The sequence below is a fragment of the Streptomyces sp. NPDC044704 genome (assembly GCF_056433525.1).
Map to the genome: position 1 here is coordinate 130,015 of NZ_JBWKGY010000007.1, position 21,613 is coordinate 151,627.

The 21,613-nt window shown below is 71.8% G+C and carries 22 protein-coding genes and 1 riboswitch; of the genes, 11 read left to right on the forward strand and 11 right to left on the reverse strand.

Translation table 11 applies throughout. The features are described from left to right. Window positions 1-146 precede the first annotated feature (146 nt). The 9 genes from AC07B0_RS19345 to AC07B0_RS19385 all read left to right on the forward strand — a co-directional run bounded on the left by AC07B0_RS19345 (window position 147) and on the right by AC07B0_RS19385 (window position 10,919). Window positions 147-1,382, forward strand: coding sequence for a L,D-transpeptidase (locus tag AC07B0_RS19345; RefSeq protein WP_356883390.1), 1,236 nt, complete (start codon window positions 147-149; stop codon window positions 1,380-1,382). Window positions 1,383-1,523: 141 nt separating this feature from the next. After that, window positions 1,524-4,010: a SpaA isopeptide-forming pilin-related protein gene (locus AC07B0_RS19350; protein WP_478898636.1), complete on the forward strand. Its 2,487-nt coding sequence runs from the start codon at window positions 1,524-1,526 to the stop codon at window positions 4,008-4,010. A gap of 200 nt (window positions 4,011-4,210) precedes the next feature. Beyond that, the gene (locus AC07B0_RS19355; protein ID WP_356883368.1) at window positions 4,211-4,909 is read left to right on the forward strand and encodes a L,D-transpeptidase family protein; all 699 of its coding nucleotides are present in this window, start codon (window positions 4,211-4,213) and stop codon (window positions 4,907-4,909) included. A 119-nt stretch (window positions 4,910-5,028) separates the two neighbouring features. Further along, on the forward strand, window positions 5,029-6,270 hold the full coding sequence (locus AC07B0_RS19360; protein WP_469381556.1) for a L,D-transpeptidase: 1,242 nt from the start codon (window positions 5,029-5,031) through the stop codon (window positions 6,268-6,270). Between the two features lie 117 nt (window positions 6,271-6,387). After that, window positions 6,388-7,155 carry an enoyl-CoA hydratase/isomerase family protein gene (locus tag AC07B0_RS19365; RefSeq protein ID WP_356883370.1) on the forward strand — a complete coding sequence of 256 codons (768 nt, stop codon included), beginning with the start codon at window positions 6,388-6,390 and terminating at the stop codon, window positions 7,153-7,155. Between the two features lie 171 nt (window positions 7,156-7,326). Further along, on the forward strand, window positions 7,327-7,938 hold the full coding sequence (locus AC07B0_RS19370) for an ATP-binding protein (RefSeq protein ID WP_356883372.1): 612 nt from the start codon (window positions 7,327-7,329) through the stop codon (window positions 7,936-7,938). A 51-nt stretch (window positions 7,939-7,989) separates the two neighbouring features. Further along, entirely contained in the window at window positions 7,990-8,556 is a 567-nt protein-coding gene (locus AC07B0_RS19375) for a DinB family protein (RefSeq protein WP_478863273.1), read from the forward strand. A gap of 393 nt (window positions 8,557-8,949) precedes the next feature. Further along, on the forward strand, window positions 8,950-9,735 hold the full coding sequence (locus AC07B0_RS19380) for a polysaccharide deacetylase family protein (protein ID WP_478863272.1): 786 nt from the start codon (window positions 8,950-8,952) through the stop codon (window positions 9,733-9,735). Next, entirely contained in the window at window positions 9,732-10,919 is a 1,188-nt protein-coding gene (locus tag AC07B0_RS19385) for a YncE family protein (RefSeq protein ID WP_356883378.1), read from the forward strand. Before AC07B0_RS19380 ends, AC07B0_RS19385 begins: the two co-directional genes overlap by 4 nt. Before the next feature lie 121 nt (window positions 10,920-11,040). Here AC07B0_RS19385 and AC07B0_RS19390 read toward each other — a convergent pair whose 3' ends face one another. Both AC07B0_RS19390 and AC07B0_RS19395 read right to left on the reverse strand, forming a co-directional pair. After that, window positions 11,041-12,282, reverse strand: coding sequence for a cytochrome P450 (locus tag AC07B0_RS19390; protein ID WP_478898637.1), 1,242 nt, complete (start codon window positions 12,280-12,282; stop codon window positions 11,041-11,043). Continuing rightward, the gene (locus tag AC07B0_RS19395; RefSeq protein WP_467290603.1) at window positions 12,263-13,048 is read right to left on the reverse strand and encodes a tRNA-dependent cyclodipeptide synthase; all 786 of its coding nucleotides are present in this window, start codon (window positions 13,046-13,048) and stop codon (window positions 12,263-12,265) included. Before AC07B0_RS19395 ends, AC07B0_RS19390 begins: the two co-directional genes overlap by 20 nt. Window positions 13,049-13,302: 254 nt before the next feature. Here AC07B0_RS19395 and AC07B0_RS19400 point away from each other — a divergent pair, with 254 nt between their 5' ends. Continuing rightward, window positions 13,303-13,515, forward strand: a complete 213-nt coding sequence (locus tag AC07B0_RS19400; protein ID WP_356883384.1) for an EF-hand domain-containing protein — start codon at window positions 13,303-13,305, stop codon at window positions 13,513-13,515. A 60-nt stretch (window positions 13,516-13,575) separates the two neighbouring features. Here the strand turns inward: AC07B0_RS19400 and AC07B0_RS19405 are convergent, their stop codons facing one another. The 5 genes from AC07B0_RS19405 to AC07B0_RS19425 form a co-directional block, all read right to left on the reverse strand. Then, window positions 13,576-14,154 carry a PadR family transcriptional regulator gene (locus AC07B0_RS19405; protein ID WP_356883386.1) on the reverse strand — a complete coding sequence of 193 codons (579 nt, stop codon included), beginning with the start codon at window positions 14,152-14,154 and terminating at the stop codon, window positions 13,576-13,578. A 288-nt stretch (window positions 14,155-14,442) separates the two neighbouring features. Further along, complete coding sequence (locus AC07B0_RS19410) at window positions 14,443-15,264, reverse strand: energy-coupling factor ABC transporter ATP-binding protein (protein ID WP_356878320.1); 822 nt, start codon at window positions 15,262-15,264, stop codon at window positions 14,443-14,445. Continuing rightward, window positions 15,261-16,010, reverse strand: a complete 750-nt coding sequence (cbiQ, locus tag AC07B0_RS19415; protein WP_356878319.1) for a cobalt ECF transporter T component CbiQ — start codon at window positions 16,008-16,010, stop codon at window positions 15,261-15,263. Before cbiQ ends, AC07B0_RS19410 begins: the two co-directional genes overlap by 4 nt. Window positions 16,011-16,014: 4 nt before the next feature. Further along, complete coding sequence (locus tag AC07B0_RS19420) at window positions 16,015-16,401, reverse strand: energy-coupling factor ABC transporter substrate-binding protein (protein WP_356878318.1); 387 nt, start codon at window positions 16,399-16,401, stop codon at window positions 16,015-16,017. Then, complete coding sequence (locus AC07B0_RS19425; protein ID WP_467290610.1) at window positions 16,401-17,096, reverse strand: energy-coupling factor ABC transporter permease; 696 nt, start codon at window positions 17,094-17,096, stop codon at window positions 16,401-16,403. Before AC07B0_RS19425 ends, AC07B0_RS19420 begins: the two co-directional genes overlap by 1 nt. A gap of 29 nt (window positions 17,097-17,125) precedes the next feature. Beyond that, window positions 17,126-17,321, reverse strand: a riboswitch (cobalamin riboswitch). Window positions 17,322-17,444: 123 nt separating this feature from the next. Between AC07B0_RS19425 and AC07B0_RS19430 the strand changes: the two genes are divergently transcribed. Then, on the forward strand, window positions 17,445-18,170 hold the full coding sequence (locus AC07B0_RS19430) for a flavodoxin family protein (RefSeq protein ID WP_356878316.1): 726 nt from the start codon (window positions 17,445-17,447) through the stop codon (window positions 18,168-18,170). 93 nt (window positions 18,171-18,263) lie between these two features. On the opposite strand, the gene AC07B0_RS19435 is transcribed toward AC07B0_RS19430, so the two are convergent. The 4 genes from AC07B0_RS19435 to AC07B0_RS19450 form a co-directional block, all read right to left on the reverse strand. Further along, window positions 18,264-18,791, reverse strand: a complete 528-nt coding sequence (locus AC07B0_RS19435; protein ID WP_356878315.1) for an AMIN-like domain-containing (lipo)protein — start codon at window positions 18,789-18,791, stop codon at window positions 18,264-18,266. Window positions 18,792-18,931: 140 nt separating this feature from the next. Then, window positions 18,932-19,345 carry an SsgA family sporulation/cell division regulator gene (locus tag AC07B0_RS19440; RefSeq protein WP_356878314.1) on the reverse strand — a complete coding sequence of 138 codons (414 nt, stop codon included), beginning with the start codon at window positions 19,343-19,345 and terminating at the stop codon, window positions 18,932-18,934. Window positions 19,346-19,394: 49 nt separating this feature from the next. Beyond that, window positions 19,395-19,925: a hypothetical protein gene (locus tag AC07B0_RS19445; RefSeq protein ID WP_356878313.1), complete on the reverse strand. Its 531-nt coding sequence runs from the start codon at window positions 19,923-19,925 to the stop codon at window positions 19,395-19,397. Window positions 19,926-20,121: 196 nt separating this feature from the next. Then, window positions 20,122-21,504, reverse strand: a complete 1,383-nt coding sequence (locus tag AC07B0_RS19450; RefSeq protein WP_356878312.1) for an L-serine ammonia-lyase — start codon at window positions 21,502-21,504, stop codon at window positions 20,122-20,124. Window positions 21,505-21,613: the final 109 nt, after the last annotated feature.

Here is a 21,613-nt window from a genome sequence, read left to right on the forward strand (position 1 = left end):
TAGGGGATTGTGGCCCCGGCGTCCCGGCCCGGGCCCGCCCCCGTCTGGTCCTTCACACTGTTCTGCCCGGACTGTTCTGCCCGGAACGTGCCCCGCCCTCACGTTTCCCCCGGAGGGGGCCGGTCGTTGGATCCTTCGTGACTCTTCTGACGAGGCGGGCAGGGGCGGGCTTGGCCGCCGTGGCGGCATGGGCGGGCCTGCTGGGCGGGCTGGCCGGCTGCACCAAGGACGGCCGACCCCCGGTGGAGGTCCAGGTGCCCGGCAGACCCAAGCCGCCCGCCGAGGCCATCAGGATCACCCCCGAGGACAACACGAAGGGGGTCCCGGCCGAGGGCCCGCTGCGGGTGACCGTCCCCGAGGGGCGCCTGGAGCGGGTCACGGTCACCAAGGTCGAGGACGCCCAGCAGGAGCGGGTCCCCGGCACCATCGCCGCCGACGGCCTCAGCTGGAGCCCCGACCCGGCGGCCGGACGCCTCTCGCTCGCGGCCAAGTACACCGTGGACGCGGTCGCCCTCGACGGGCACAACCGCCGCCAGGCCCGGCACACGACCTTCACCACCTACGTCCCCGAGGAACGCTTCATCGGCTACTTCAAGCCCGAGCACCGCTCCACCGTCGGCACCGGCATGATCGTCTCCTTCAAGTTCAACCGGGCCATCAAGGAACGCGCGGACGTGGAGCGGGCCATCACCGTCACCTCCGACCCCGCCGTGGAGGTCGTCGGCCACTGGTTCGGCGAGGAACGCCTCGACTTCCGGCCCAAGGAGTACTGGAAGCCCGGCACCCAGGTCACCGTGAAGATGGACCTGCGCGACGTCGAGGGGGCGCCCGGCTCGTACGGCATCCAGGAAAAGACCGTCCGCTTCACGGTCGGCCGCGACCAGACCTCCCTCGTGGACGCCGAGGCGCACACCATGCAGGTCCGCCGGGACGGGCAGCTGGTGTCCACGATCCCGATCACCGCCGGCGCCCCGGAGAACACCACCTACAACGGCAAGATGGTGGTGATGGAGATGTTCGACGTGACCCGCATGAACGGCGCCACCGTCGGCTTCACCGACGACGAGGGCAAGGGCGAGTACGACATCCCGGACGTCCCGCACGCCATCCGGCTCACCAACTCCGGCACCTTCCTGCACGGGAACTACTGGGCCAGCCCCGACACCTTCGGCTCCACCAACGTCAGCCACGGCTGCGTGGGCCTGCGCGACGACAAGGGCGGCGGCTCGGACACCCCGGCCGGCTGGTTCTTCGACCGCACGCTGGTCGGGGACGTGGTGGAGGTGGTGAACTCCCAGGACAAGACGGTGTCCCCGAACAACGGACTGGGCGGCTGGAACATGTCCTGGGCCGACTGGGTCGCCGGATCCGCCCGCAGCTGACGCCCGTCCGGCCGCCGTCCGGACGCAGCAACCGAGTGATTGTCGGACCGGAATGCCGTAGTCGACGGTGTCGTCCCTCCGCCGCGCCGAAGCCCGCCCGCAGCCTGACAGGGCCCACAGCGCGGATACGGACGGAGCGTCATGTCAGCAAGGAACTGGACCCTCGGGCTAGCCGTCGGGGCCGTACTGGCCACCGCGGCCCCCACGGCCCTCGCCGAGGGTCCCGGCACCCGGCCCCCGGCGGCCGGCACACTGCGGGCCCCGCTGCCCGGCGGGCTCGGTCCCTGCGTCCCGGGCGACTGCCCCAGCCCGTTCCCGCAGATCGGCAGCGACGGCACGATCAAGGGCCGGGACAACGCGGTGAACATCTTCGCCGGCGGCGAGTTCCGCGTCCGCGGGCGGGCCTCCGAGGCCGAGGGCCGCCTCGTCGTCCTCGGCAGCTTCGACCAGGACAAGCAGACCGGCGCGGACAGCCGCTACAACGTCGGCATCGTCGGCGCCGGCTCGCTCGTCCCGCCGCCCGACGGCGCCGACTTCCTCACCACCGGCGCCGACGTCACCGTCGCCGCGGGCGAGACGCTGATCGCCGACAGGGGCGTCGTCCGGTACGCGGGCACCCTCACCGGCGACGTGACCGGCACCCGCACCCGCGACACCGAGGCCGTCATCCGGTACGCGGGCCTGCGCGACCGCCTCAGCGCCGCCAGCCAGTGCTACGCCAAGGTCGACGGCAGCCCGCGCCCGCCGACCGGCACCGTCGCCAACCTGGGCTTCGAGACCCTCTTCACCGGTGACGGCCGCTCACCGCTCCAGGTCTTCAACGTGGACGCCGACCTGGCCGGCAGGGCGGGCGCCGTACAGGGCGTCCGCTTCGCGCAGATCCCGCCGAACGCGACCATCCTGGTCAACGTCCTCGGAACGGGCACCCGCACCATCAACACCTACAGCGGCACCCTCGTCGACGCCCAGGACCCGCTCAACGCCTACCGCGAGCGGCTGCTGTGGAACTTCCCGGACGCCGCCACGGTGAACCTGAACGGCGGCGGCCAGTTCCAGGGCAGCTTCCTGATGGGCAACCAGGCCTCCGAAACCACCGTCACCCTGCCCGGCATCAACGGCCGCTTCTTCACCACGGGCTCCGTCACCCACGGCAGCGAGACCGTCGGGGGCGGCGGCCAGGAGTTCCACGCCTACCCCTTCACCGGGGACCTCCCCACCTGCGGCACCACGCCCCCCGTGACGGGCGAGGTCGCGGTCACCAAGGTCGACGAGGCCGGCAACGGGCTGCCGGGCGCGGTCTTCGAGCTGTGGCGCGAGACCAACGACCGCCCCGGCCTCCAGACGGACGGCACCACCCCGGACAGGAAGGTGTCCGACTGCACGACCCCGGCCGACGGCGCGTGCTCCCGGGAGAACGTCGAGCCGGGTACGTACTACTGGCGGGAGACCGCCGCACCGGACGGCTACGACCTGCCCCCGAACCCGGTCTTCCCGGTGACCCTGACGGCCGAGGACGCCGCCAACGGCCGCACGGCCCGCACCCGGGCGGTCAACGCCCGCACGCCCGTCCCCGTGACCGGCACCGTCTCCGTCCTCAAGCGGGACGACGAGGGCGAGCCCCTGGCCGGCGCCGTCTTCGAGCTGTGGCACGAGACCAACGACCGCCCGGGCCTCCAGGTCGCGGGCCCCGGCGCCGACACCAAGACCGCCGACTGCGTCACGGGCGCCGACGGGGTGTGCGCCCGCGAGGGCCTTCCGCCCGGCACCTACTACTGGCGCGAGACCGCCGCACCGGCCGGCTACGTCCTGCCCGCGAACCCGGTCTTCCCGCTGACCCTGACCCCCGAGAACGCCTCGGCCGGTGTCCGGTACCAGGTCGACAACGATCGGGTCCCGGAGCCGGACGGCAGCGCGAAGGTCGTCCTGCGCAAGACGGACAAGAAGACCGGCGACCCCGTGCCCGGGGCCACCTTCGAGCTGTGGCGCGAGACCAACGACCGGCCAGGCCTTCAGACGGCCGGCCAGGACGCCGACGCACGGCTCGACGGAGTCTGCGTCACCGACTCCCGGGGCACCTGCACGGTCGAGCTGCCCGTCGGCGAGACGTACTACTGGCGGGAGACCGCCGTCCCGGACGGCTACCAGCTGCCCCGCGACCCGGTCACGGCCTTCGAACTGGAGGACGGCGACGCCGAGGAGGTCGTCGTCGTCAACGTCTCCAACCGCAAGAAGAAGGAGGAGGCGAACGGCTCGATCCGGGTCCTGAAGAAGGACGCCAAGACGAACCGTCCGCTGCGCGGAGCGGTGTTCGAGGTCTGGAAGGAGACCAACCACACCGAAGGCCTCCAGACCCGGGGCATCAACCCCGACCGGAAGGAGGCGCAGGGCTGCGCCACCGACCGCAACGGCGTCTGTGACTTCGACGGGCTCTCCGCCGGCTGGTACTACCTGGTCGAGACGGACGTCCCCGAGGGCTACGTCCTGCCCCGCGACCGGGTCACCGGCCCGCTGGAGCTGGACGCGAACACCTCGGGCAGGCCGCTCGAAGTCACGCTCCACAACAAGCGCGACGACCACGGCAAGGGCAAGCCCGGCAAGCACAAGCCCGGCAAGGGCGGCCCCCGCTAGTGCCGTGACCGGCGGGAGGCCCCCGCTAGTGCCGTGACCGGCGGGCGGTCGCGGACCCCGCGCCGGCCCCCGCCTCGACCCGGCCGGTGCGCCGCCGGAGTGATCCGCTCACTCCGGCGGCGCACCCGCGCGGGCGCACCGCCGCCCCGACCGGTTGGCTGGGGCGTGGCGGCCCGGCCGGCGGGCCGGAGGAGGCCCGTATGGCCACACGTCAGGCGGCGGTCACGGCAGCCGGAACCGCGGTCCTGTGCGCGGTCCTCGCGCTCGGCGCCCCGGCCGCGACGGCGGCCCCCGGGCCGGAGCCCGCCTGCACGGCCGGCACCGGCCCCTACCAGCGGGAGCTGGAGGCCCACCTGGGCCGCGCCTCCGACGGGAGGCAGTCCCCGGCCGACTGCCTCGCCGTCCGCGCCTTCCAGCGGCAGAACGGGGTCACCCCCGCCGACGGCTACGCGGGCCTCGCCACCTACCGCACGATGGTCGCCGTCGCCGCCCGCGCGAACCCCAACGCGGCCGGCGACTGCCCGGTCCGCGCCCACCGCGTGACCTGCGTGGACCTGGAGCGGCAGCTCCTGTGGGTGCAGAGCGGCCGCCGCGTCGTCTTCGCGCCCGTCCCCGTCCGCACCGGCCGCGACGAGGACGAGACCCGCCCCGGCTGGCACGAGGTGTACTGGCGCAGCAAGGACCACGTCTCCACGCTGTACGACGACGCCCCCATGCCCTACGCCCAGTTCTTCGACGCGGGCCAGGCCCTGCACGGCCGACCCGGCCCGCTCTTCGAACACGGCGGCTCCGCCGGCTGCGTCAACCTCACGGTGGCGGACGCACGGCGGCTGTGGGACCTGCTGACGGAGGGCGACGCCGTCTACGTATGGGGCGTCAAACCCGGTACCGACGACTGAGGTCCCCGCGTCCCGGGCCCCCCGCACTTGGGACGGAACGGTGACAAGACCGTGCCTTTTCGTGTTGTTCCCCTGTGATTACCTGTCGACATGCGCGCGACTGCCCGCGCGCGGGGGACATGGGGAGAACACGAGTGAACCTGCAGCCGATACGCGGCCGCGTCCGCACCGGCCTGCCGGCCCTTCTGCTGGGAGCGGCCCTGCTGCTGACCAGCGCGTGCAGCGGCGGCGGCAACAGCGGGGGCAGCGGCGGGGACAACGGCGGGACCGGGGGCGGCGGCAAGACCGGCACCGAGGCGTCCAAGGCCGTGGTCAGCGTCAAGCCGGACGACGGGGCCAAGGAGGTCGCCACCAGCGGCGTCCTGAAGATAACCAGCACGGGCGGCAAGCTCACCACGGTGACCGTCGCCGACACCAAGGGCAACGCGGTCGAGGGCAAGCTCGCCCCGGACGGCGCGAGCTGGGAACCGGCCCGGCACCTGGCCTCCGCCACCGAGTACAAGGTGCACGCGGTCGCGAAGGACGAGGCCGGCCGCGAGTCCGCCAAGGACACCACGTTCTCCACCCTGACCCCGCAGAACACCTTCGTGGGCCACTACACGCCCGAGGACGGTTCGACCGTGGGCGTGGGCATGCCGGTGTCGATCAACTTCACCCGGGGGATCACCAACCCGGAGGCCGTCGAGAAGGCCATCACGGTCACCGCGGAGCCGTCCGTCCCGGTCGAGGGCCACTGGTTCGGCAACGACCGCCTCGACTTCCGCCCCGAGAAGTACTGGGCCGCGGGCACCAAGGTCACCGTGAAGCTGGCCCTCGACGGCGTGGAGGGCCGCCCGGGGGTCTACGGCAAGCAGACCCGTACGGTCACCTTCACCGTCGGCCGCTCCCAGGTGACCACGGTAGACGCCTCCTCCAAGCAGATGGAGGTCGTCCGCGACGGCCAGGTCCTCAAGAACATCCCGATCACCGCGGGCGCCCCGGCGACGACCACCTACAACGGGCAGATGGTCATCAGCGAGAAGTACAAGGTGACCCGGATGAACGGCGCCACCGTCGGCTTCGGCGGTGAGTACGACATCTCCGACGTCCCCCACGCGATGCGGCTGTCGCAGTCGGGCACCTTCGTGCACGGCAACTACTGGGCCTCCTCCGGCACCTTCGGCTCGGAGAACGTCAGCCACGGCTGCGTCGGCCTGCGCGACGTCCGCGGCGCCGGTGACGACAGCACCCCGGCGGCCTGGTTCTTCAACGAGTCGCTGATCGGCGACGTGGTCGTCGTGAAGAACTCCAAGGACAAGCAGATCGCCCCGGACAACGGCCTCAACGGCTGGAACATGGACTGGGCGGAGTGGATCAAGTAGGCGGATCCCGTACGCGGTAGGAGTGGCCCGGTGCTGTGACCCACGGCACCGGGCCACTTCGCGTGCCGGGCCCTTCCGGGGGCGACCCCCGGACCCCCAGCCCCTAACCTTCCCCGTATGACCATCTCTCTCGAAGTCTCCGAAGGCGTCGGCACCATCCTGCTGGACCGGCCGCCCATGAACGCCCTGGACATCGCCACCCAGGACCGGCTCCGCGAGCTCGCGGTGGAGGCCACCGACCGCGCCGACGTGCGCACGGTCGTCCTCTACGGCGGGGAGAAGGTGTTCGCGGCCGGCGCGGACATCAAGGAGATGCAGACCATGGACCACGCGGCCATGGTCGCCCGGTCCCGCGGGCTGCAGGACGCCTTCACCGCCGTCGCCCGGATCCCGAAGCCCGTCGTCGCGGCCGTCACCGGCTACGCGCTCGGCGGCGGCTGCGAGCTCGCGCTGTGCGCCGACTACCGGATCGCCGCCGACAACGCCAAGCTCGGCCAGCCCGAGATCCTGCTCGGCCTCATCCCCGGCGCGGGCGGCACGCAGCGGCTGTCCCGGCTGATCGGCCCCTCCAAGGCCAAGGACCTGATCTTCACCGGGCGGATGGTGAAGGCCGAAGAGGCCCTCGCGCTCGGGCTGGTGGACCGCATCGTGCCGGCCGCCGAGGTGTACGAGCAGGCGCACGCCTGGGCCGCCAAGCTGGCCCAGGGCCCGGCGCTCGCGCTGCGCGCCGCGAAGGAGTGCGTGGACGCGGGACTGGAGGCCGACATCGACACCGGTCTGACCATCGAACGCAACTGGTTCTCGGGCCTGTTCGCCACCGAGGACCGCGAGCGCGGCATGCGCAGCTTCGTCGAAGAGGGCCCGGGCAAGGCCAAGTTCGTGTGAGAGCGGCCGTATGAGCACGGTCGTGTGAGCGCGGCCGTGTGACGGGCCTCCTCCCTGGGGGTGGATTAGCCAGGCCTTAAGGGAGCCTTAAGGAGAAACGGTGATCCACTCAGGGTGATCGCCGCGAAACGGGCTGTCACCGCAGGTCAAAGTGCTGTCGCAGGCCCCTGGTTGCCCTGCGCATATGCCGGTGCACCCTCCCGGAATCAATGGTTCCGGGGGGTGTTTTCCCGCGGAACGGCCCGGAGCGGCACACCGGCCGTCCATGATGGGTGCATGGCGGGCCTGGAGGGTGTGGAGCAGCCGCGGCAGCGCAGTAACAGCGCTTCTGCCGTACGGCTCACGGCGGCGCTTGAGGACGAACAGGGTCTCAAGGCGCTGGAGGCGTACGGGAATCCGGCCGAGGGGGAGGTGACCCTGCCCTCCATGCCCGAGTCGGCGAGCACCGCCCGCCGGCTCACCCAGAGCGTGGTGATCCGGTTCTGGGGCCTCTCGCCCCAGATCGCCGAACACACCGTCCTGCTGGTCTCGGAACTCGTCGGGAACGCGGTGCGCCACACCGGGGCCCGTTCCTTCGGTTTACGGATGCTGCGCCGTCGCGGCTGGATCCGCGTCGAGGTGCGCGACCCCTCGCGCGGGCTGCCCTGTCTGATGCCGGTGCACGAGCTGGACACCACGGGCCGCGGGCTCTTCCTCGTGGACAAGCTGTCCGACCGCTGGGGCGCCGACCTGCTGCCGCGCGGCAAGATCACCTGGTTCGAGATGCGGGTCGCGGACCGGTAGCGGCCGTCCCGAGGGAAACCGGGTGGCGGATCCGGACCGGCACTGGCGATCATGCGGAGCATGAGTGATCAACCCGCACGATGGACCCGGGCGACCGTCTACCCCGACATGTGGACCGACCCGGCCGACGACCTCCGCGACAGCGGGGACAGCCCGGAGGGCGAGCTCGCGACGCTGCTGGACTTCCTGAAGAACTACCGCATCACCCTGCGGATGAAGTGCGAGGGGCTGGACGCGGGGCAGCTGGCCCGCCGGTCGGTCCCGCCCTCGACGATGTCGCTGCTCGGCCTGCTGCGGCACCTCGCCGAAGTGGAACGGGACTGGCGCAACTGGCTCACCGACGACGAACCGCTGGCGAAGCTGTACGGCGCGAAGGACGCGGACTTCCACGGGGCCGTCGCCGAGCAGGCCGTGGTCGACGCGGCGTACGCCGATCTGGAGCGCGAGCAGGCCGAGACCGACGCCGCCCTGGCCGGGTACGCGGACCTGGGTGAGCGCGTCGGCAGGGACGGTGTCTCGATCCGGGAGCTGATGGTGCACAGGATCGACGAGTACGCCCGCCACGCCGGGCACGCCGACCTGCTGCGCGAGTGCGTCGACGGGCGGGTGGGGCAGTAGTGCGGTAGCGGTACCCCCGGAAAGCCAGAAACCCCCTGTCGCCGAGGTGGGGCGCTGCGGGGGTTTCATGGGTGCGCCGAGGATCGAAGGGGGTGTGATCCTCGGCGGATGACTTCGCTCGGGTCAAGGGGGGAAGTCGTGCTTCCGACTATGGCAGACGAGGCCCCGAACGCCAAAAGTCCCAACTCGGACATAAGTGTGTATACCCTAAGAGTTTCCACCTAAATCCTAGGTGAGGTGGGCCACTCGCCTCGCAATCCATGAATAACTATCGACTGCTCTGAGTGAATCGTTGATCACATAGTGGACAGGGGGGCTGCGGAGTCCGGACGGCGAAGGTCCCGAATTGGGTCAATCATTACCTTCCGGTCCTTCCACCCCTTAAATGGGCAGGTGTTCTCACCACCAGGCCGCCGAGCGGCCCTGCGCGCGGGCGTCGCCACACTGGCCGGCCTCACCGCCGGCTGCGCGGCGGACCGGACCGCCGACCGGGCCACCGCCCCCGCCGCACCGGCGAAGGCCACCGCCAAACCCGCCCCGGCCGCCCCCGCTCCCGCCCCCCGCCGGTTCGCCGGACAGCCCGCCGAGATCGCGCACGGCCCGCGCGACCGGCCCCGGGTCGCCCTCACCTTCCACGGCAACGGCGACCCCGCCACCGCCCGCGCCGTGCTCGCGGAGGCGGAACGGGCCGGGGCCCGGGTCACCGTACTGGCGATCGGCGCCTGGCTCGACACGTACCCCGACATGGCCCGCCGCGTCCTGGACGGCGGCCACGAACTCGGCAACCACACCCAGCGCCACCTGGCGATCAACGAGATGTCCGAGGCGGAGGCCTACGCCGAGATCACCGGCTGCGCCCAGCGGCTCAAGCGCCTCACCGGCTCGATCGGCACCTGGTTCCGGCCCTCGCAGACCCAGTACGCCACCCCGCTCGTGCGCACGCTGGCCCAGCGGGCGGGCTACCCGCACGTCCTCTCGTACGACGTGGACTCCCTCGACTTCACCTCGCCCGGCGCCGCGGCCGTCATCCGCACCGTCACCGGGACGATCCTCGGCGGATCGGTGGTGAGCCTGCACTTCGGCTACGCGGACACGGTCGACGCGATGCCGCCCCTCCTCGAAGAACTCGCGCGCCGCAAGCTGCGCGCGGTGACCACCACGGAGCTGCTGACCTCATGACCACGAACCGCCTTCCACGGAAGGCCACCGCGCTCCTCGCCGGACTGGTCCTCGCCGCCCTGGCCGGCTGCGGATCCGGCGGGAAGGGCACGCCCGAGGCGCTCGGCTCCAAGGGGCCGGCCCGCCCCGCCGCGGTCGTGCCCGCAGCGCCCCCCGGGCTGCCGGGGATGCCGCCCGTGCTCGACCCGAACGACGTGTACGCGGCCAACCGGCCCGGCAAGCTCTCCCCGGTGGTCAAGGACTTCCCGCCGCGCATCTACGTGCCGAACACCAACTCCAACACGGTGTCCGTCATCGACCCGGCCACCTACAAGGTCATCGACACGATCCCGGTCGGCGTCCAGCCCCAGCACGTGGTGCCCTCCTGGGACATGAAGACCCTGTGGGTCAACAACAACCGCGGCCACACGCTCACCCCGATCAACCCGGCCACGGGCGAGGCGGGCGATGCCGTCGAGGTGCACGACCCGTACAACCTCTACTTCACGCCCAACGGGAAGTACGCGATCGTGATGGCCTCCCTGGACCGCGAGCTGGTCTTCCGCGATCCGCACACCATGAACCGCGTGAAAACGGTCCCGGTGACCTGTTTCGGCGTCAATCACGCGGACTTCTCCGCCGACGGCCGGTACTTCATCGTGAGCTGCGAGTTCTCCGGCGAACTGCTCAAGGTCGACACCGAGAAGATGGAAGTCATCGGCCAGCAGAAGCTGCCTTTCGAGGGGGCGATGCCGCAGGACGTGAAGGTGTCCCCCGACGGAAAGACCTTCTACGTCGCGGACATGATGGCGCACGGCATGTGGGTGCTCAGCGGAGACAAGTTCGACACCCCCAAGCTGCTGCCCACCGGAAAGGGCTGCCACGGCCTGTACATCAGCCGTGACTCCAAGGAGATGTACGTCCCCAACCGGGGCGAGGGCACCATCTCGGTCTTCGACTTCAAGCAGAACCGGCTCACCAAGAAGTGGGAGCTGCCGGACGGCGGCAGCCCCGACATGGGCGGGGTCTCCGCCGACGGCCGGGTGCTGTGGCTGTCCGGCCGCTACAACTCCGAGGTCTACGCGATCGACACCGTGACCGGCAAGCAGCTGGCCCGGATCCCGGTCGGTGACGGCCCGCACGGACTCGCCGTGTACCCGCAGCCCGGCCGCTACTCGCTCGGCCACACCGGGATCTTCCGCTAGTGCCGTGACCGGCAAGGCCCGCCGGGCATGACGGTGCCCCGGGAGCTCGCACAGCCCCCGGGACACCGGGTCACGCGGGGGCGTTCCGCCGAACGCCCCTCAGCTCACCGCCGGCCGGCGGTCACCAGGCCACCGGCAGCCGCTCGGGCAGCCGCTTGATGAAGCCCGTCCGCCAGACGAGGTTCTCCGCCGGCACCGCGAGCCGCAGCTCCGGCAGCCGGTCGACCAGCACCTCCAGCGCGATCTCGGCGTGCGCCCGGCCCAGCGCCGAGGCCGGGCAGAAGTGCCGGCCCGCGCCGAAGGCGAGGTGCGCGTTCGGGCCCTCCCGCTCCAGGTCCAGCTCGTCCGGGTCCGCGAAGGCCTCCGGGTCGAAGTTGGCCCCCTCCAGCAGGACCAGGACCAGCTCGCCCTCCTTCACCAGGACCTCGCCGACCTGGATGTCGGCCAGCGCGATGCGCGGCAGGCCGTCACCGACCGACAGGTTCCAGCGCAGCAGCTCGTCCACCGCCTTGCCCATGCGCTCCGGGTGCGCGCGCAGGTACCCGATGAGCTCGGGCCGCTGGAGCAGCGCGAGCACCGCGAGGACCAGGAACGCGGACGTGGACACCGCGCCCGCGCCGAACAGGGACACGGCGACCGTCGCGAACATGTCGTCCGTCAGGTGGGCCGACTCGGGGTCGGCCTCCTTCAGGTCGGCGAACCGTCCGAGGAGCCCCGTACGCTCCTCGGCGGGCAGTGCGAGCTGGGCCCGCAGCTGTTCGGCGAAGTAGCCGACGTCCTTGTACCAGTTGAGCCCGGAGTCGGCGAAGGGCTCGCGGGCGGTCATGAACGCGACGTCCAGCCCCGACATCAGGCGGCGCCAGTCCTCGAAGGGCACCCCCAGCACCTGGCAGTGCAGCGCCGCCGAGAAGGGGTCGGCGAACCCCGCCCGGAGGTCCGCCGGGCCGCCCTCGGCGACGAGCCGGTCGAGGAGCTCGCCGGCCGTGGCGCGCAGCAGGTCCTGGAGCCCCTTCTGGCGCGGGTTGAGCGCCTTCATGACCGCGTTCCGCAGGCCGGCGCTGTTGATGTTGCCCATGTTGTTGACGACCTCGGGCGGGATCGTCAGCGCGTACTGCCGGGGCACCCCGGCGTTCGCGGTGTCCTTCAGGCTGAAGCGCTCGTCCTCCAGCACCTGCTTGGCCAGGGCGTAGCTGCTCACCAGCCAGGCCGGATCCCCGGTGAGGGTACGGACCTTGGCCACCGGTGCCTTCTCGCGCAGCCAGGAGCACTCCTCGGGCAGCACGTCACCGCGCCGCGAGAGCGGGAAGTCGAGGAGCTGCTCCTGCTCCCGGCTGCCCCGGTCCTCAAGCTGCTCGACGCTCATCGACGGTCCTCTCGGTCGGTGCGTGGTCCGCGGTGTCGGTGGCGCCGACGGTCCCGGGGGTCCCGCCGGCCAGGGCGGCCTCGGGGCGTACGACGGCGTAGGCCTGGTTGCGGGTGGCGCGCAGGCCCCCGCCCCGGGCGAAGAGGACGTCCGTCATGGGCATCTTGACGTGGTAGGCCGCCACCGAGGACGGCACGTCGAGAATGCTCGGAGTGTCCACGAAGAAGGGCAGCTCCGCTGTCATGTAATCGAAACAGACCTGCAACTGCGCGTCTGTGATCGATTCACCTTGCGGCAACTTGGAGCCGACAAAGTGAAGGGCCATTTCCTCGCATCCCTTGCGGAATACGTCATCGGTCTCCAGGAAATGGAGCACGCGTCGGTGCAGGAGTTGGTAGACGGGGTTCGACTGGAACTCCGAAAGCGCCCTCACTCGGATCTCGGCCTGTGGAGGTCCTGATTCCTCCACGCCTTTGAGAATCCTCCTCCGGACCGCCTTGATCTCTTTCGCCGCACGCTTCTCCGCATGTTCCCGGGTGTAGCCGAAGGCGGCGAACATCCGGTCGACGTGGAGGTCTGCGTACACGAAGTCGACCTGCGCGAAGCGGGTCGTGGCCCATCGGGCAAGACTGGATATGCGCTCGGCACTGAAGTAGCTGTTGCCAGGACTCACTCCGATGAGCACATGGTCGCCGTCTTCCCAGATATGGCGGCAGGTGCGGGTGAAGGGCAGAACTTCGAATGATGCGTCAGCTGTGATCGTCACCTGTGTGATCGCCCTTGTTGCCGCTTGTCCCTGGGAGCCCTGCGCTCCCGGTGTGGCGGCAATGCCGGTACGTTATGCCGTGATCCCGGAGCGTGACAAGTGGGGGCCGGATTTGTTGGCTGGAATTATCACTTCCGCGTTACGGAAGGGTAATTGAAATTCTTTCTGCCGGTCGAACGGGACCCGCGGGCGGCGACCGCCCCGGGGGCGGCTACCCTGGGCCGGTCAACAAGCACCAAGAAGGGGTGGACCCAGTGGCGGACATCGAGAGCGCACGGGCGACGTTCGGCAAGTTCGACGCGGACGGGGACGGCTTCGTCACGGCCGACGAGTACAGCGCGGCCATGAAGGCCATGGGTGACGCGTACGTCACCGGCGCCGTCGCGGACGCCGTCATCGCCTCCAAGGACGCGAACGGCGACAAGCTGCTCAGCTTCGACGAGTTCTGGGCCTCCCTGAACAAGTAGGCCCCGCGCGGCCGGCCGGCCCGCGCGCCGTCCGCCCCCGCCCGCCCCGGCGGGGGCGCGTCAGGCGCCGCCCCCGGTCCCGCCCTCCGGCGGGGCCTGCGACGGGGTCATGTCGCCCACCTCGGCGAGCGCCTCCTCCAGCCAGCTCAGCCAGAACGTCTCCAGGGCGATGCCGCCGCGCAGCACGAGCCGGCGCAGCCGGTCCTCGACGGCGTCCCGGTCCGGCGGGAAGTCCTTCGCCTCGATGGCCCCGTACGTCTCCAGCTGCCCCCGGTGCAGCTCCAGATGGCGCCGCAGCTCGGGCAGCAGCCCCTGCGGCCCCACGACGCCCGCCGCCCGGATGCGCAGCAGCAGCGGGTCCCGCATCGGCTTGGGGTCCTGGCTCTCGCCGACCCAGCGGGCGAGCTCGGCGCTGCCGTCGGGCAGCACCTCGTACTCCTTCTTCTGACCCCGGACCGGCACCTCGCTGGGCAGGGCCCGGATCAGCCCGGCCTCCTCCAGCCGGCCCAGCTCGCGGTAGATCTGCTGGTGCGTCGCGGACCAGAAGTACCCGATCGACTTGTCGAACCGCCGGGTCAGCTCCAGCCCCGACGAGGGCTTTTCGAGCAGGGCGGTGAGGATGGCGTGCGGGAGCGACATGCGGCCATCCTAGGGAGTGCCGCCGAAGGCCTGCCGAACCCCGGAGGGCGGGCAGGGGGGCGGGCAGGACTTCGAGGACGCTCCCCGGTGCCGTGACCGGCAAGGCCCACGGGACTAGGGCCTGTCGTCAAACTCCCGTCTGCCCCGCGACGCCTGGCACGCGCTCTCGCCGCACCGGGCGAAAGCCAAGTACGTCCAGTACGCGGGCTTCCGCCCGGCGCACCGAGAGCACGCACCAGACGCCGCAGGGCCGCCCTCCGGGCGACGACGGGAGTTTGACGACAGGCCCTAGCGCCAGGCGGCCAGTGCCTCCGGGACGCGCGGGCCGGGGGAGTCCTCGTCGAGCAGGCCCCGGGCGCGCAGGAGGGCCGTCACCGCCGGGGACCAGGCCTGGCGCAGGCCCGCGGAGGCCAGCAGCTCCGGGTCCGAGAGCAGGGCCGTCGCCGGGCCGGTCCGGATGCCCGCCGGGGTGAGGACCGCCGCGTCGTCGGCCCAGCGGACCGCGAGGTCCACGTCGTGGGTGGCCATCACCACCGTCGTCCCCGCCTCGCGCAGGCCCGCCAGGACGTCCAGCAGCCGCTCCTGGCCGTCCGGGTCCAGTCCGGCCGTCGGCTCGTCCAGGATCAGCACGCGCGGGGCCATCGCCACCGCGCCCGCGATCGCCGCGCGCTTGCGCTGCCCGTAGGAGAGGAGGTGCGTGGGCCGGTCCCGCAGCGCGGTGATGTCCAGGGCGGCCAGGGCGGAGTCGACCCGCTCGCGGACCTCCGGCGCGGTCAGGCCCATGTTCATCGGCCCGAACGACACGTCCTGCTCGACGGACGCCGCGAAGAGCTGGTCGTCCGGGTCCTGGACCACCAGCTGTACCGAGGTCCGCAGCCGGGTCAGTCCCGCGCGGTCGTACGTCACGGCCGCGCCGTCGAGGCGCAGTTCGCCCGGCCCGGGCCGCAAGCCGCCGCTGAGCAGCCGCATCAGCGTGGTCTTGCCGCTGCCGTTGCGGCCCAGCAGGACCAGCGCGCGGCCCCGCTCGATGGCGAAGTCCACGCCCGAGAGCACGGCCGGGCCGTCCTCGTAGGCGTAGCCCGCGCCGACCAGCTCCACCAACCGGGTCACGGATACAGCTCCTTCAGTACGAGGGTCACGCCGACCAGGGAGATCAGCAGGGCGGCGGACGCCGTGAGGAACCGCCAGGACAGGGTGGCTTCGGGGACGAGCACGCGCAGGGTGCCGTCGTAGCCGCGCCCGGCGAGCCCCTCCTGGAGCCGCCCGGCGCGGTCGAAGGCCCGGACGAACGAGGTCGCCGCGAGCCCGGCCAGCGAACGCCACACCGCGGCCCGGTTCGTGTGCCCGAGGCGGGCCGCCTGGGCCCGGCGGACCTGGGCCGTGGCGTCCAGCAGCAGGAACCCGATCCGGTACATGACCAGGGCCACGTCGACGACGGGCGCCGGCACCCCGGCCCGCACCAGCCGGGGCAGTACGTCCGACACCGGGGTGGTGAAGGCGAACAGGAGCACGCCCAGCGAGGCCGCCGAGGTGCGCAGCAGCAGTTCCCCGGCGTGCCGGGGCCCGTCGGGGGCCAGCGAGACGAATCCGCCCGGGCCGCCCAGGGACACCAGCAGCGGCAGCGCCCCGGTGCAGCAGAAGCCGAGCGGGACCCGGAAGGCCCGCCACAGCTGCCGCCCTGCCACCCCGGCGGGGCCGAGCAGCACCGCCAGGGTCGCCGCGGCGACCAGCGGCCCGCCGGGCCAGGGCGGCAGGCACACGGCGGTGACCGTCAGGCCCAGTCCCAGCAGGGCCTTCTCCAGTGGATGGCGGCGGCGCCAGCGGCTGCTGTGCGCCGCGACGTCGATCGGCAGCACCGCGCTAGCGCTCCGCGCCGGTCGCGGACGCCGGAGCCGGGCCGGCCCCCGGGTCCGTGCCGGCGGGGTCGGCGGTACCGGCCGCGGCGGCGAGCGCGGCGCCCTGGCGGCGGCCCTTGCGCACGCCGAAGTAATAGGCGAGGACGCCCGCGCCGAGTGCCGCCTGGAGGGCGAACAGGGCCGACTCGATCTCGCCCGACGGGGGTTCGTACAGCGGGGAGAACCAGGGCTCGTAGTCCGGCTTCAGCTCGGTGATGGCCGCCTCCGCCTGCGCGTCGGCGCCCGCGAACGGCTCCTCCTTGCCCTCGCCGAGTCCCAGCGCGAGCGGGAGCACGGCCAGCGCCGCCACCAGGAGCAGCAGCAGGGTGTTGATCTTCGCGTTCCTGGTCATCAGAGCGCCGCCTCCTGCTTCGTCTTCGTCCCGGTGAGCTTGGCGACGCCGAGGCGCACCAGGTCGGACTTGCTGGACTGCATGAGCAGCCGCACCACGAGCACGGTGAGCAGGCCCTCGCTGACCGCGAGCGGGATCTGGGTGAGGGCGAAGATGCCCGCGAACTTCTCCAGCGCGCCGACGAAACCGCTGCCCGGGTCCGGGAAGGCCAGCGCCAGCTGGACGGAGGTCACGCAGTAGGTGATCAGGTCGGCGAAGAAGGCGCCGAAGAAGACCGTCACCATCAGCGGCACGTCGAACTTCTTCAGCAGCCGGTAGACCCCGTAGCCCGCCCACGGGCCGGCGACGGCCATCGAGAAGACGTTGGCACCGAGGGTGGTGAGTCCGCCGTGCGCCAGCAGCAGGGCCTGGAACAGCAGGGTGATCGTGCCGAGCACCGCCATGATCGGCGGCCGGAAGAGGATGGCCCCCAGTCCGGTGCCGGTGGGGTGTGAACAACTGCCCGTCACCGAAGGGATCTTCAGGGCGGACAGGACGAAAGTGAACGCTCCGGACGCTCCGAGCAGCAGGGTGCTCTCCGGGTTGGCCTTCACCTCGCGGGTGAGGGCGCGGACACCGTGGACGACGAAGGGAGCGGACGCGGCGCCCCAGGCGACCGCGTGCAAAGGGGGAAGGAACCCCTCGGCTATATGCATGAGTAGAGAGACCTCTCCAGCACCTCGTGGATGGACGACGCGCCCCGGCCGGTCTCCTGGCTCACGGGTACTGATGCCCTGGCTCCGCCTTCCCGGGGCCGTGCGGTCTCCCGCGCGGAACCCAGTGGCTTCCCGCAGGAGTGGAGCCGGACTTCCCGATCACAGTGGCGAGGGCCGCACCGGTTTCCCACCGGTTTCCCGAACACCAAGGCCCGCTGACAGTAGTCGTCCGCGCCGACCGGTAACAACCCGCCCCCGTGCGCGGGGGTGACCGGAGGCCGTCCGGCGGTGCCCCGGAAGGGTGCGGTCCGATGGCGGTCCGGGCCCCGGCCGGTCAGCGTGGGGGGCGTGGCTGACACCTCCTCCGGCGCTCCCGCCTACTCCGACCTCTCCGCCGTCTACGTGAACTGCACGCTCAAGCGCTCGCCCGAACCCAGCAACACCGAGGGACTGATCGCCAGGAGCCGCGCCGTCATGGAGGCCGCCGGCGCCCGGACCTCACTGATCCGGGCCGTCGACCACGACATCGCCACCGGTGTCTGGCCGGACATGACCGAGCACGGCTGGGAGACCGACCAGTGGCCGGTCCTCTACAGCCAGATCATGGACGCCGACATCCTCGTGCTCTGCGGCCCGATCTGGCTCGGCGACAACAGCTCCGTCATGAAGCAGGTCATCGAGAGGCTCTACGCCTGCTCCTCGATCCTCAACGAAAAAGGCCAGTACGCCTACTACGGGCGCGTCGGCGGAGCGCTGATCACCGGCAACGAGGACGGCGTCAAGCACTGCGCCATGAACGTCCTCTACAGCCTCCAGCACCTCGGCTACACGGTCCCCCCGCAGGCCGACGCCGGCTGGATCGGCGAGGCCGGCCCGGGACCCTCCTACCTGGACCCCGGCTCGGGCGGCCCGGAGAACGACTTCACCAACCGCAACACGGCCTTCATGTCCTGGAACCTCATGCACCTGGCCGCGCTCCTCAAGCGCGCGGGCGGCGTCCCCGCACACGGCAACCAGCGCTCCCTGTGGGACGCGGGCTGCCGCTTCGACTTCCCCAACCCCGAACACCGCTGAGCCCCGTACCCCGTCCGTCCGGGATCCGGCGGCACGACGCCGGGGGCCCGGGGTGTGCGACACCCCGGGCCCCCGGACGGCGTGCCGGTCAGGTCAGCACGTGTTGGGGTGCGAGACGTCCACCACGACCCGCTCCGGGTTGTGCAGGACGGTGACGCCGTAGGCCGGCCGGGTGTCGAAGGCGGCGCCGAAGGTCACGTAGCCCTCGTAGTCGCCGGTCATGGCGAGGCCCTTGAGCTTGCTGAGGTAGATCTTCTGGAGCTTGGGGCCCTTGTAGACGTTCTGACCCGCGTCGTCGTGTCCGGCGGCGGGGTGCAGACGGATCTCCAGGAAGTACTTGCCGGCCAGCGGGACCGGCTTGCCGGACCCGTCGTAGACCAGCTTGGAGACGGGGCTGACGTTGACCTCGGGTACGTACCCCTGGAGGTCGATCACGATCCGGTCGAAGGTGCAGTGCCCGCCCCAGCGGGCGTTCACGACGAGCGGAGTCTGGGTGGTGGTGGCCGACGTGGAGGAGGCGGCGGCGGTGGCCGGACCGGCGAGCGCGAGCCCGGCGGTGAGCAGCGCACCCGTGGCCAGGGCCACGATCCGCCGACGGCTCGGACGATGCAGGTGACGCATGACGTCCCCCCGATTCTTCAGAGACGGGGACAAGGGTGTCACCGGGTAGGACACCGCCCGGGGGCGCATGGTTGCACGGCCCGCGGGCCGTTTTCCGGGAAGACCGGCAGGCGGGTGCGGCAGGGGGGCTCCGGGGCCCGTCAGTGGGCCAGCAGGGCGCTCAGTTCGGCGTCGAGGTCGTAGTGGCGCCGCTCCTGCCCGCGCGGCACCAGGGCGGTCATCCGGCGGCACAGCTCGCGCACGTCCTTGGCCCGGGCGGAGACCACGCAGCTCTGGAGGCCGTTGCTGAAGGCGAGGAAGACCCGCGGCTCCGAACCCTCCCAGCGGGGCCACACCTGTATGTCGCCCTCGCCGGTGGCCGTGACCTCCCCGTCGAGCAGCAGCTCCCGGGAGAACACCCAGCGGGCCAGGTGGACCCCCGCGCCGCGGAAGTCGACGGCCAGCTCGTAGGGCCGGCCCGTGCGGTACACGAACACCCCCTGGAGGGCGACCGGCGCGGGGGACGCCTCCAGCCGGAGCGGCAGGACGCGGTGTTCGGTGACGGCGGTGTCCATCGGGTGCGCCTTCCTCTCGTGCGGGGTGTTCCCGGTCCCTTCCGGCACGCTAGCCCACGTCCCCGGCGCGGCCGGGCGCCGAAGGTCCCGACCCGGACGGGCCGCTCGGCCCGTCTTCGGGGCCCGGGGGCACCCGTACGCCGATCAGCGCGGAGACCCCGGCGCCGAGGGCTCCGAGCAGCAGGACGGCCACGCCGGGGTTGACGTACGGGGGGACGGCGGTGGCGTGGCTGCGGTGGTCGTCGCGCACGTGGCATTCCAGCCCCAGCGGCACGTACGTCGCCCGGTACTCGTCCACGCGGGCCATCCGCTCCCGGCCCACCGTCTTCAGGCAGGCGTCGAAGGTGGCGCTCTCGTCGAGGAACAGCAGCGGCAGCGTCCCCCACACGTAGAGGCCGACGGCGCCCGCCCCGCACGCGGCGGCGATCCTGCGCCGGGGCGATCGCGCACCGGCCGCGTAGCCCAGCAGGGCGGCGGCGGTGACCAGTCCGACCAGGACGATCACCAGCAGCGCGATCGGGTTGTGGCCCTCAAATGACCCCGAGGCCTGCGGACTTGACGCCCAGTGCACCGTCTCCACGCTTCCCCCCTCGCCGGTACGCGAGATCGTAGCGGCCTACGGTGACGCCCCTGCCCCGCCCCCGGGGCCCGCACGCGCAAGAGCCCGCCCTCCGCGAGGAGGACGGGCTCGACGGCGCCGCGGCGACGGGCCGCGCGGCCGCCACGGCAGCGGGCCGCTCCGTCACCGTTCCCGGGTCACCTCCGGGCGCCGCCGGTCAGCACTCGATGACGTTGACCGCGAGGCCGCCGCGGGCGGTCTCCTTGTACTTGACCTTCATGTCGGCGCCGGTCTCCTTCATGGTCTTGATGACCTTGTCGAGGGACACCTTGTGGCTGCCGTCGCCGCGCATCGCCATCTTCGCGGCGGTGACGGCCTTCACGGCGGCCATGCCGTTGCGCTCGATGCACGGGATCTGCACCAGACCGCCGACCGGGTCGCAGGTCAGCCCGAGGTTGTGCTCCATGCCGATCTCGGCGGCGTTCTCGACCTGCTCCGGGGTGCCGCCCAGGACCTCGGCGAGGGCGCCGGCCGCCATCGAGCAGGCCGAGCCGACCTCGCCCTGGCAGCCGACCTCGGCGCCCGAGATCGAGGCGTTCTCCTTGAAGAGCATGCCGATCGCGCCCGCCGAGAGGAGGAAGCGCACCACGCCGTCCTCGTCCGCGCCCGGCACGAAGTTCATGTAGTAGTGCAGGACCGCGGGCAGCACCCCGGCCGCGCCGTTGGTCGGGGCGGTCACCACGCGCCCGCCGGCCGCGTTCTCCTCGTTGACCGCCATCGCGTAGATGGTGGTCCACTCGCTGCGGTGCATCATCGGGTCGCCCTCGGTGCGCAGCTGGCGCGCGGTGGAGGCGGCACGGCGCTTGACCCGCAGGCCGCCCGGGAGGATGCCCTCGCGGGACATGCCGCGCGAGACGCAGGCCTGCATGACCCGCCAGATCTCCAGGAGGCCCTCGCGGATCTCCTCCTCGGTGCGCCAGGCCTTCTCGTTCTCCAGCATCAGGGAGGAGATCGACAGGCCGGTCTCGTTGGCCAGGCGCAGCATCTCGTCGCCCGAGCGGAAGGGGTACTTCAGCACGGTGTCGTCGAGCTTGATCCGGTCCTCTCCGACCGCGTCCTCGTCGACGACGAACCCGCCGCCGACCGAGTAGTAGGTCTTCTCCAGGAGCGGGGTGCCGGACTCGTCGTACGCGAAGAGCGTCATGCCGTTGGCGTGGTACGGCAGCGAGCGGCGGCGGTGGAGGATCAGCTGGTTCGGTTCGTCGAAGGCGATCTCGTGGCCATCGCCTATCTCCGCTCCCAGCAGCCGCAGGCGGCCGCTCTGGCGGATGCGCTCGACCTCGGCGTCGGCGGTCTCGACGTTCACCGTGCGGGGGGAGTGCCCCTCCAGCCCCAGCAGGACCGCCTTGGGCGTGCCGTGGCCGTGGCCGGTCGCGCCGAGGGAGCCGAAGAGCTCCGCGCGGACGGAGGCGGTCTGGGCGAGGACGCCGTCCTTCTTCAGCCGCGTGACGAACATGCGCGCCGCGCGCATCGGGCCGACCGTGTGGGAGGAGGACGGGCCGATGCCGATGGAGAAGAGGTCGAAGACGGAGATGGCCACTGGCGGACTCCCTTGTCTGCTCGTGGGGTGGGAGGGGGCAGGAGGTGGAGCGGTCTTTGATCGGAAGGGGTGGTGATCAAGAGGGGTGGTGATCAAAGGGGCGGATCTG

Coding starts and splice junctions, on each gene's coding strand:
- AC07B0_RS19350 (WP_478898636.1), top strand. CDS start 1,524: ATGTCAGCAAGGAACTGGACCCTCGGGCTAGCCGTCGGGGCCGTACTG.
- AC07B0_RS19355 (WP_356883368.1), top strand. CDS start 4,211: ATGGCCACACGTCAGGCGGCGGTCACGGCAGCCGGAACCGCGGTCCTG.
- AC07B0_RS19360 (WP_469381556.1), top strand. CDS start 5,029: ATGGGGAGAACACGAGTGAACCTGCAGCCGATACGCGGCCGCGTCCGC.
- AC07B0_RS19365 (WP_356883370.1), top strand. CDS start 6,388: ATGACCATCTCTCTCGAAGTCTCCGAAGGCGTCGGCACCATCCTGCTG.
- AC07B0_RS19375 (WP_478863273.1), top strand. CDS start 7,990: ATGCGGAGCATGAGTGATCAACCCGCACGATGGACCCGGGCGACCGTC.
- AC07B0_RS19385 (WP_356883378.1), top strand. CDS start 9,732: ATGACCACGAACCGCCTTCCACGGAAGGCCACCGCGCTCCTCGCCGGA.
- AC07B0_RS19390 (WP_478898637.1), bottom strand. CDS start 12,282: ATGAGCGTCGAGCAGCTTGAGGACCGGGGCAGCCGGGAGCAGGAGCAG.
- AC07B0_RS19405 (WP_356883386.1), bottom strand. CDS start 14,154: ATGTCGCTCCCGCACGCCATCCTCACCGCCCTGCTCGAAAAGCCCTCG.
- AC07B0_RS19420 (WP_356878318.1), bottom strand. CDS start 16,401: ATGACCAGGAACGCGAAGATCAACACCCTGCTGCTGCTCCTGGTGGCG.
- AC07B0_RS19425 (WP_467290610.1), bottom strand. CDS start 17,096: ATGCATATAGCCGAGGGGTTCCTTCCCCCTTTGCACGCGGTCGCCTGG.
- AC07B0_RS19435 (WP_356878315.1), bottom strand. CDS start 18,791: ATGCGTCACCTGCATCGTCCGAGCCGTCGGCGGATCGTGGCCCTGGCC.
- AC07B0_RS19440 (WP_356878314.1), bottom strand. CDS start 19,345: ATGGACACCGCCGTCACCGAACACCGCGTCCTGCCGCTCCGGCTGGAG.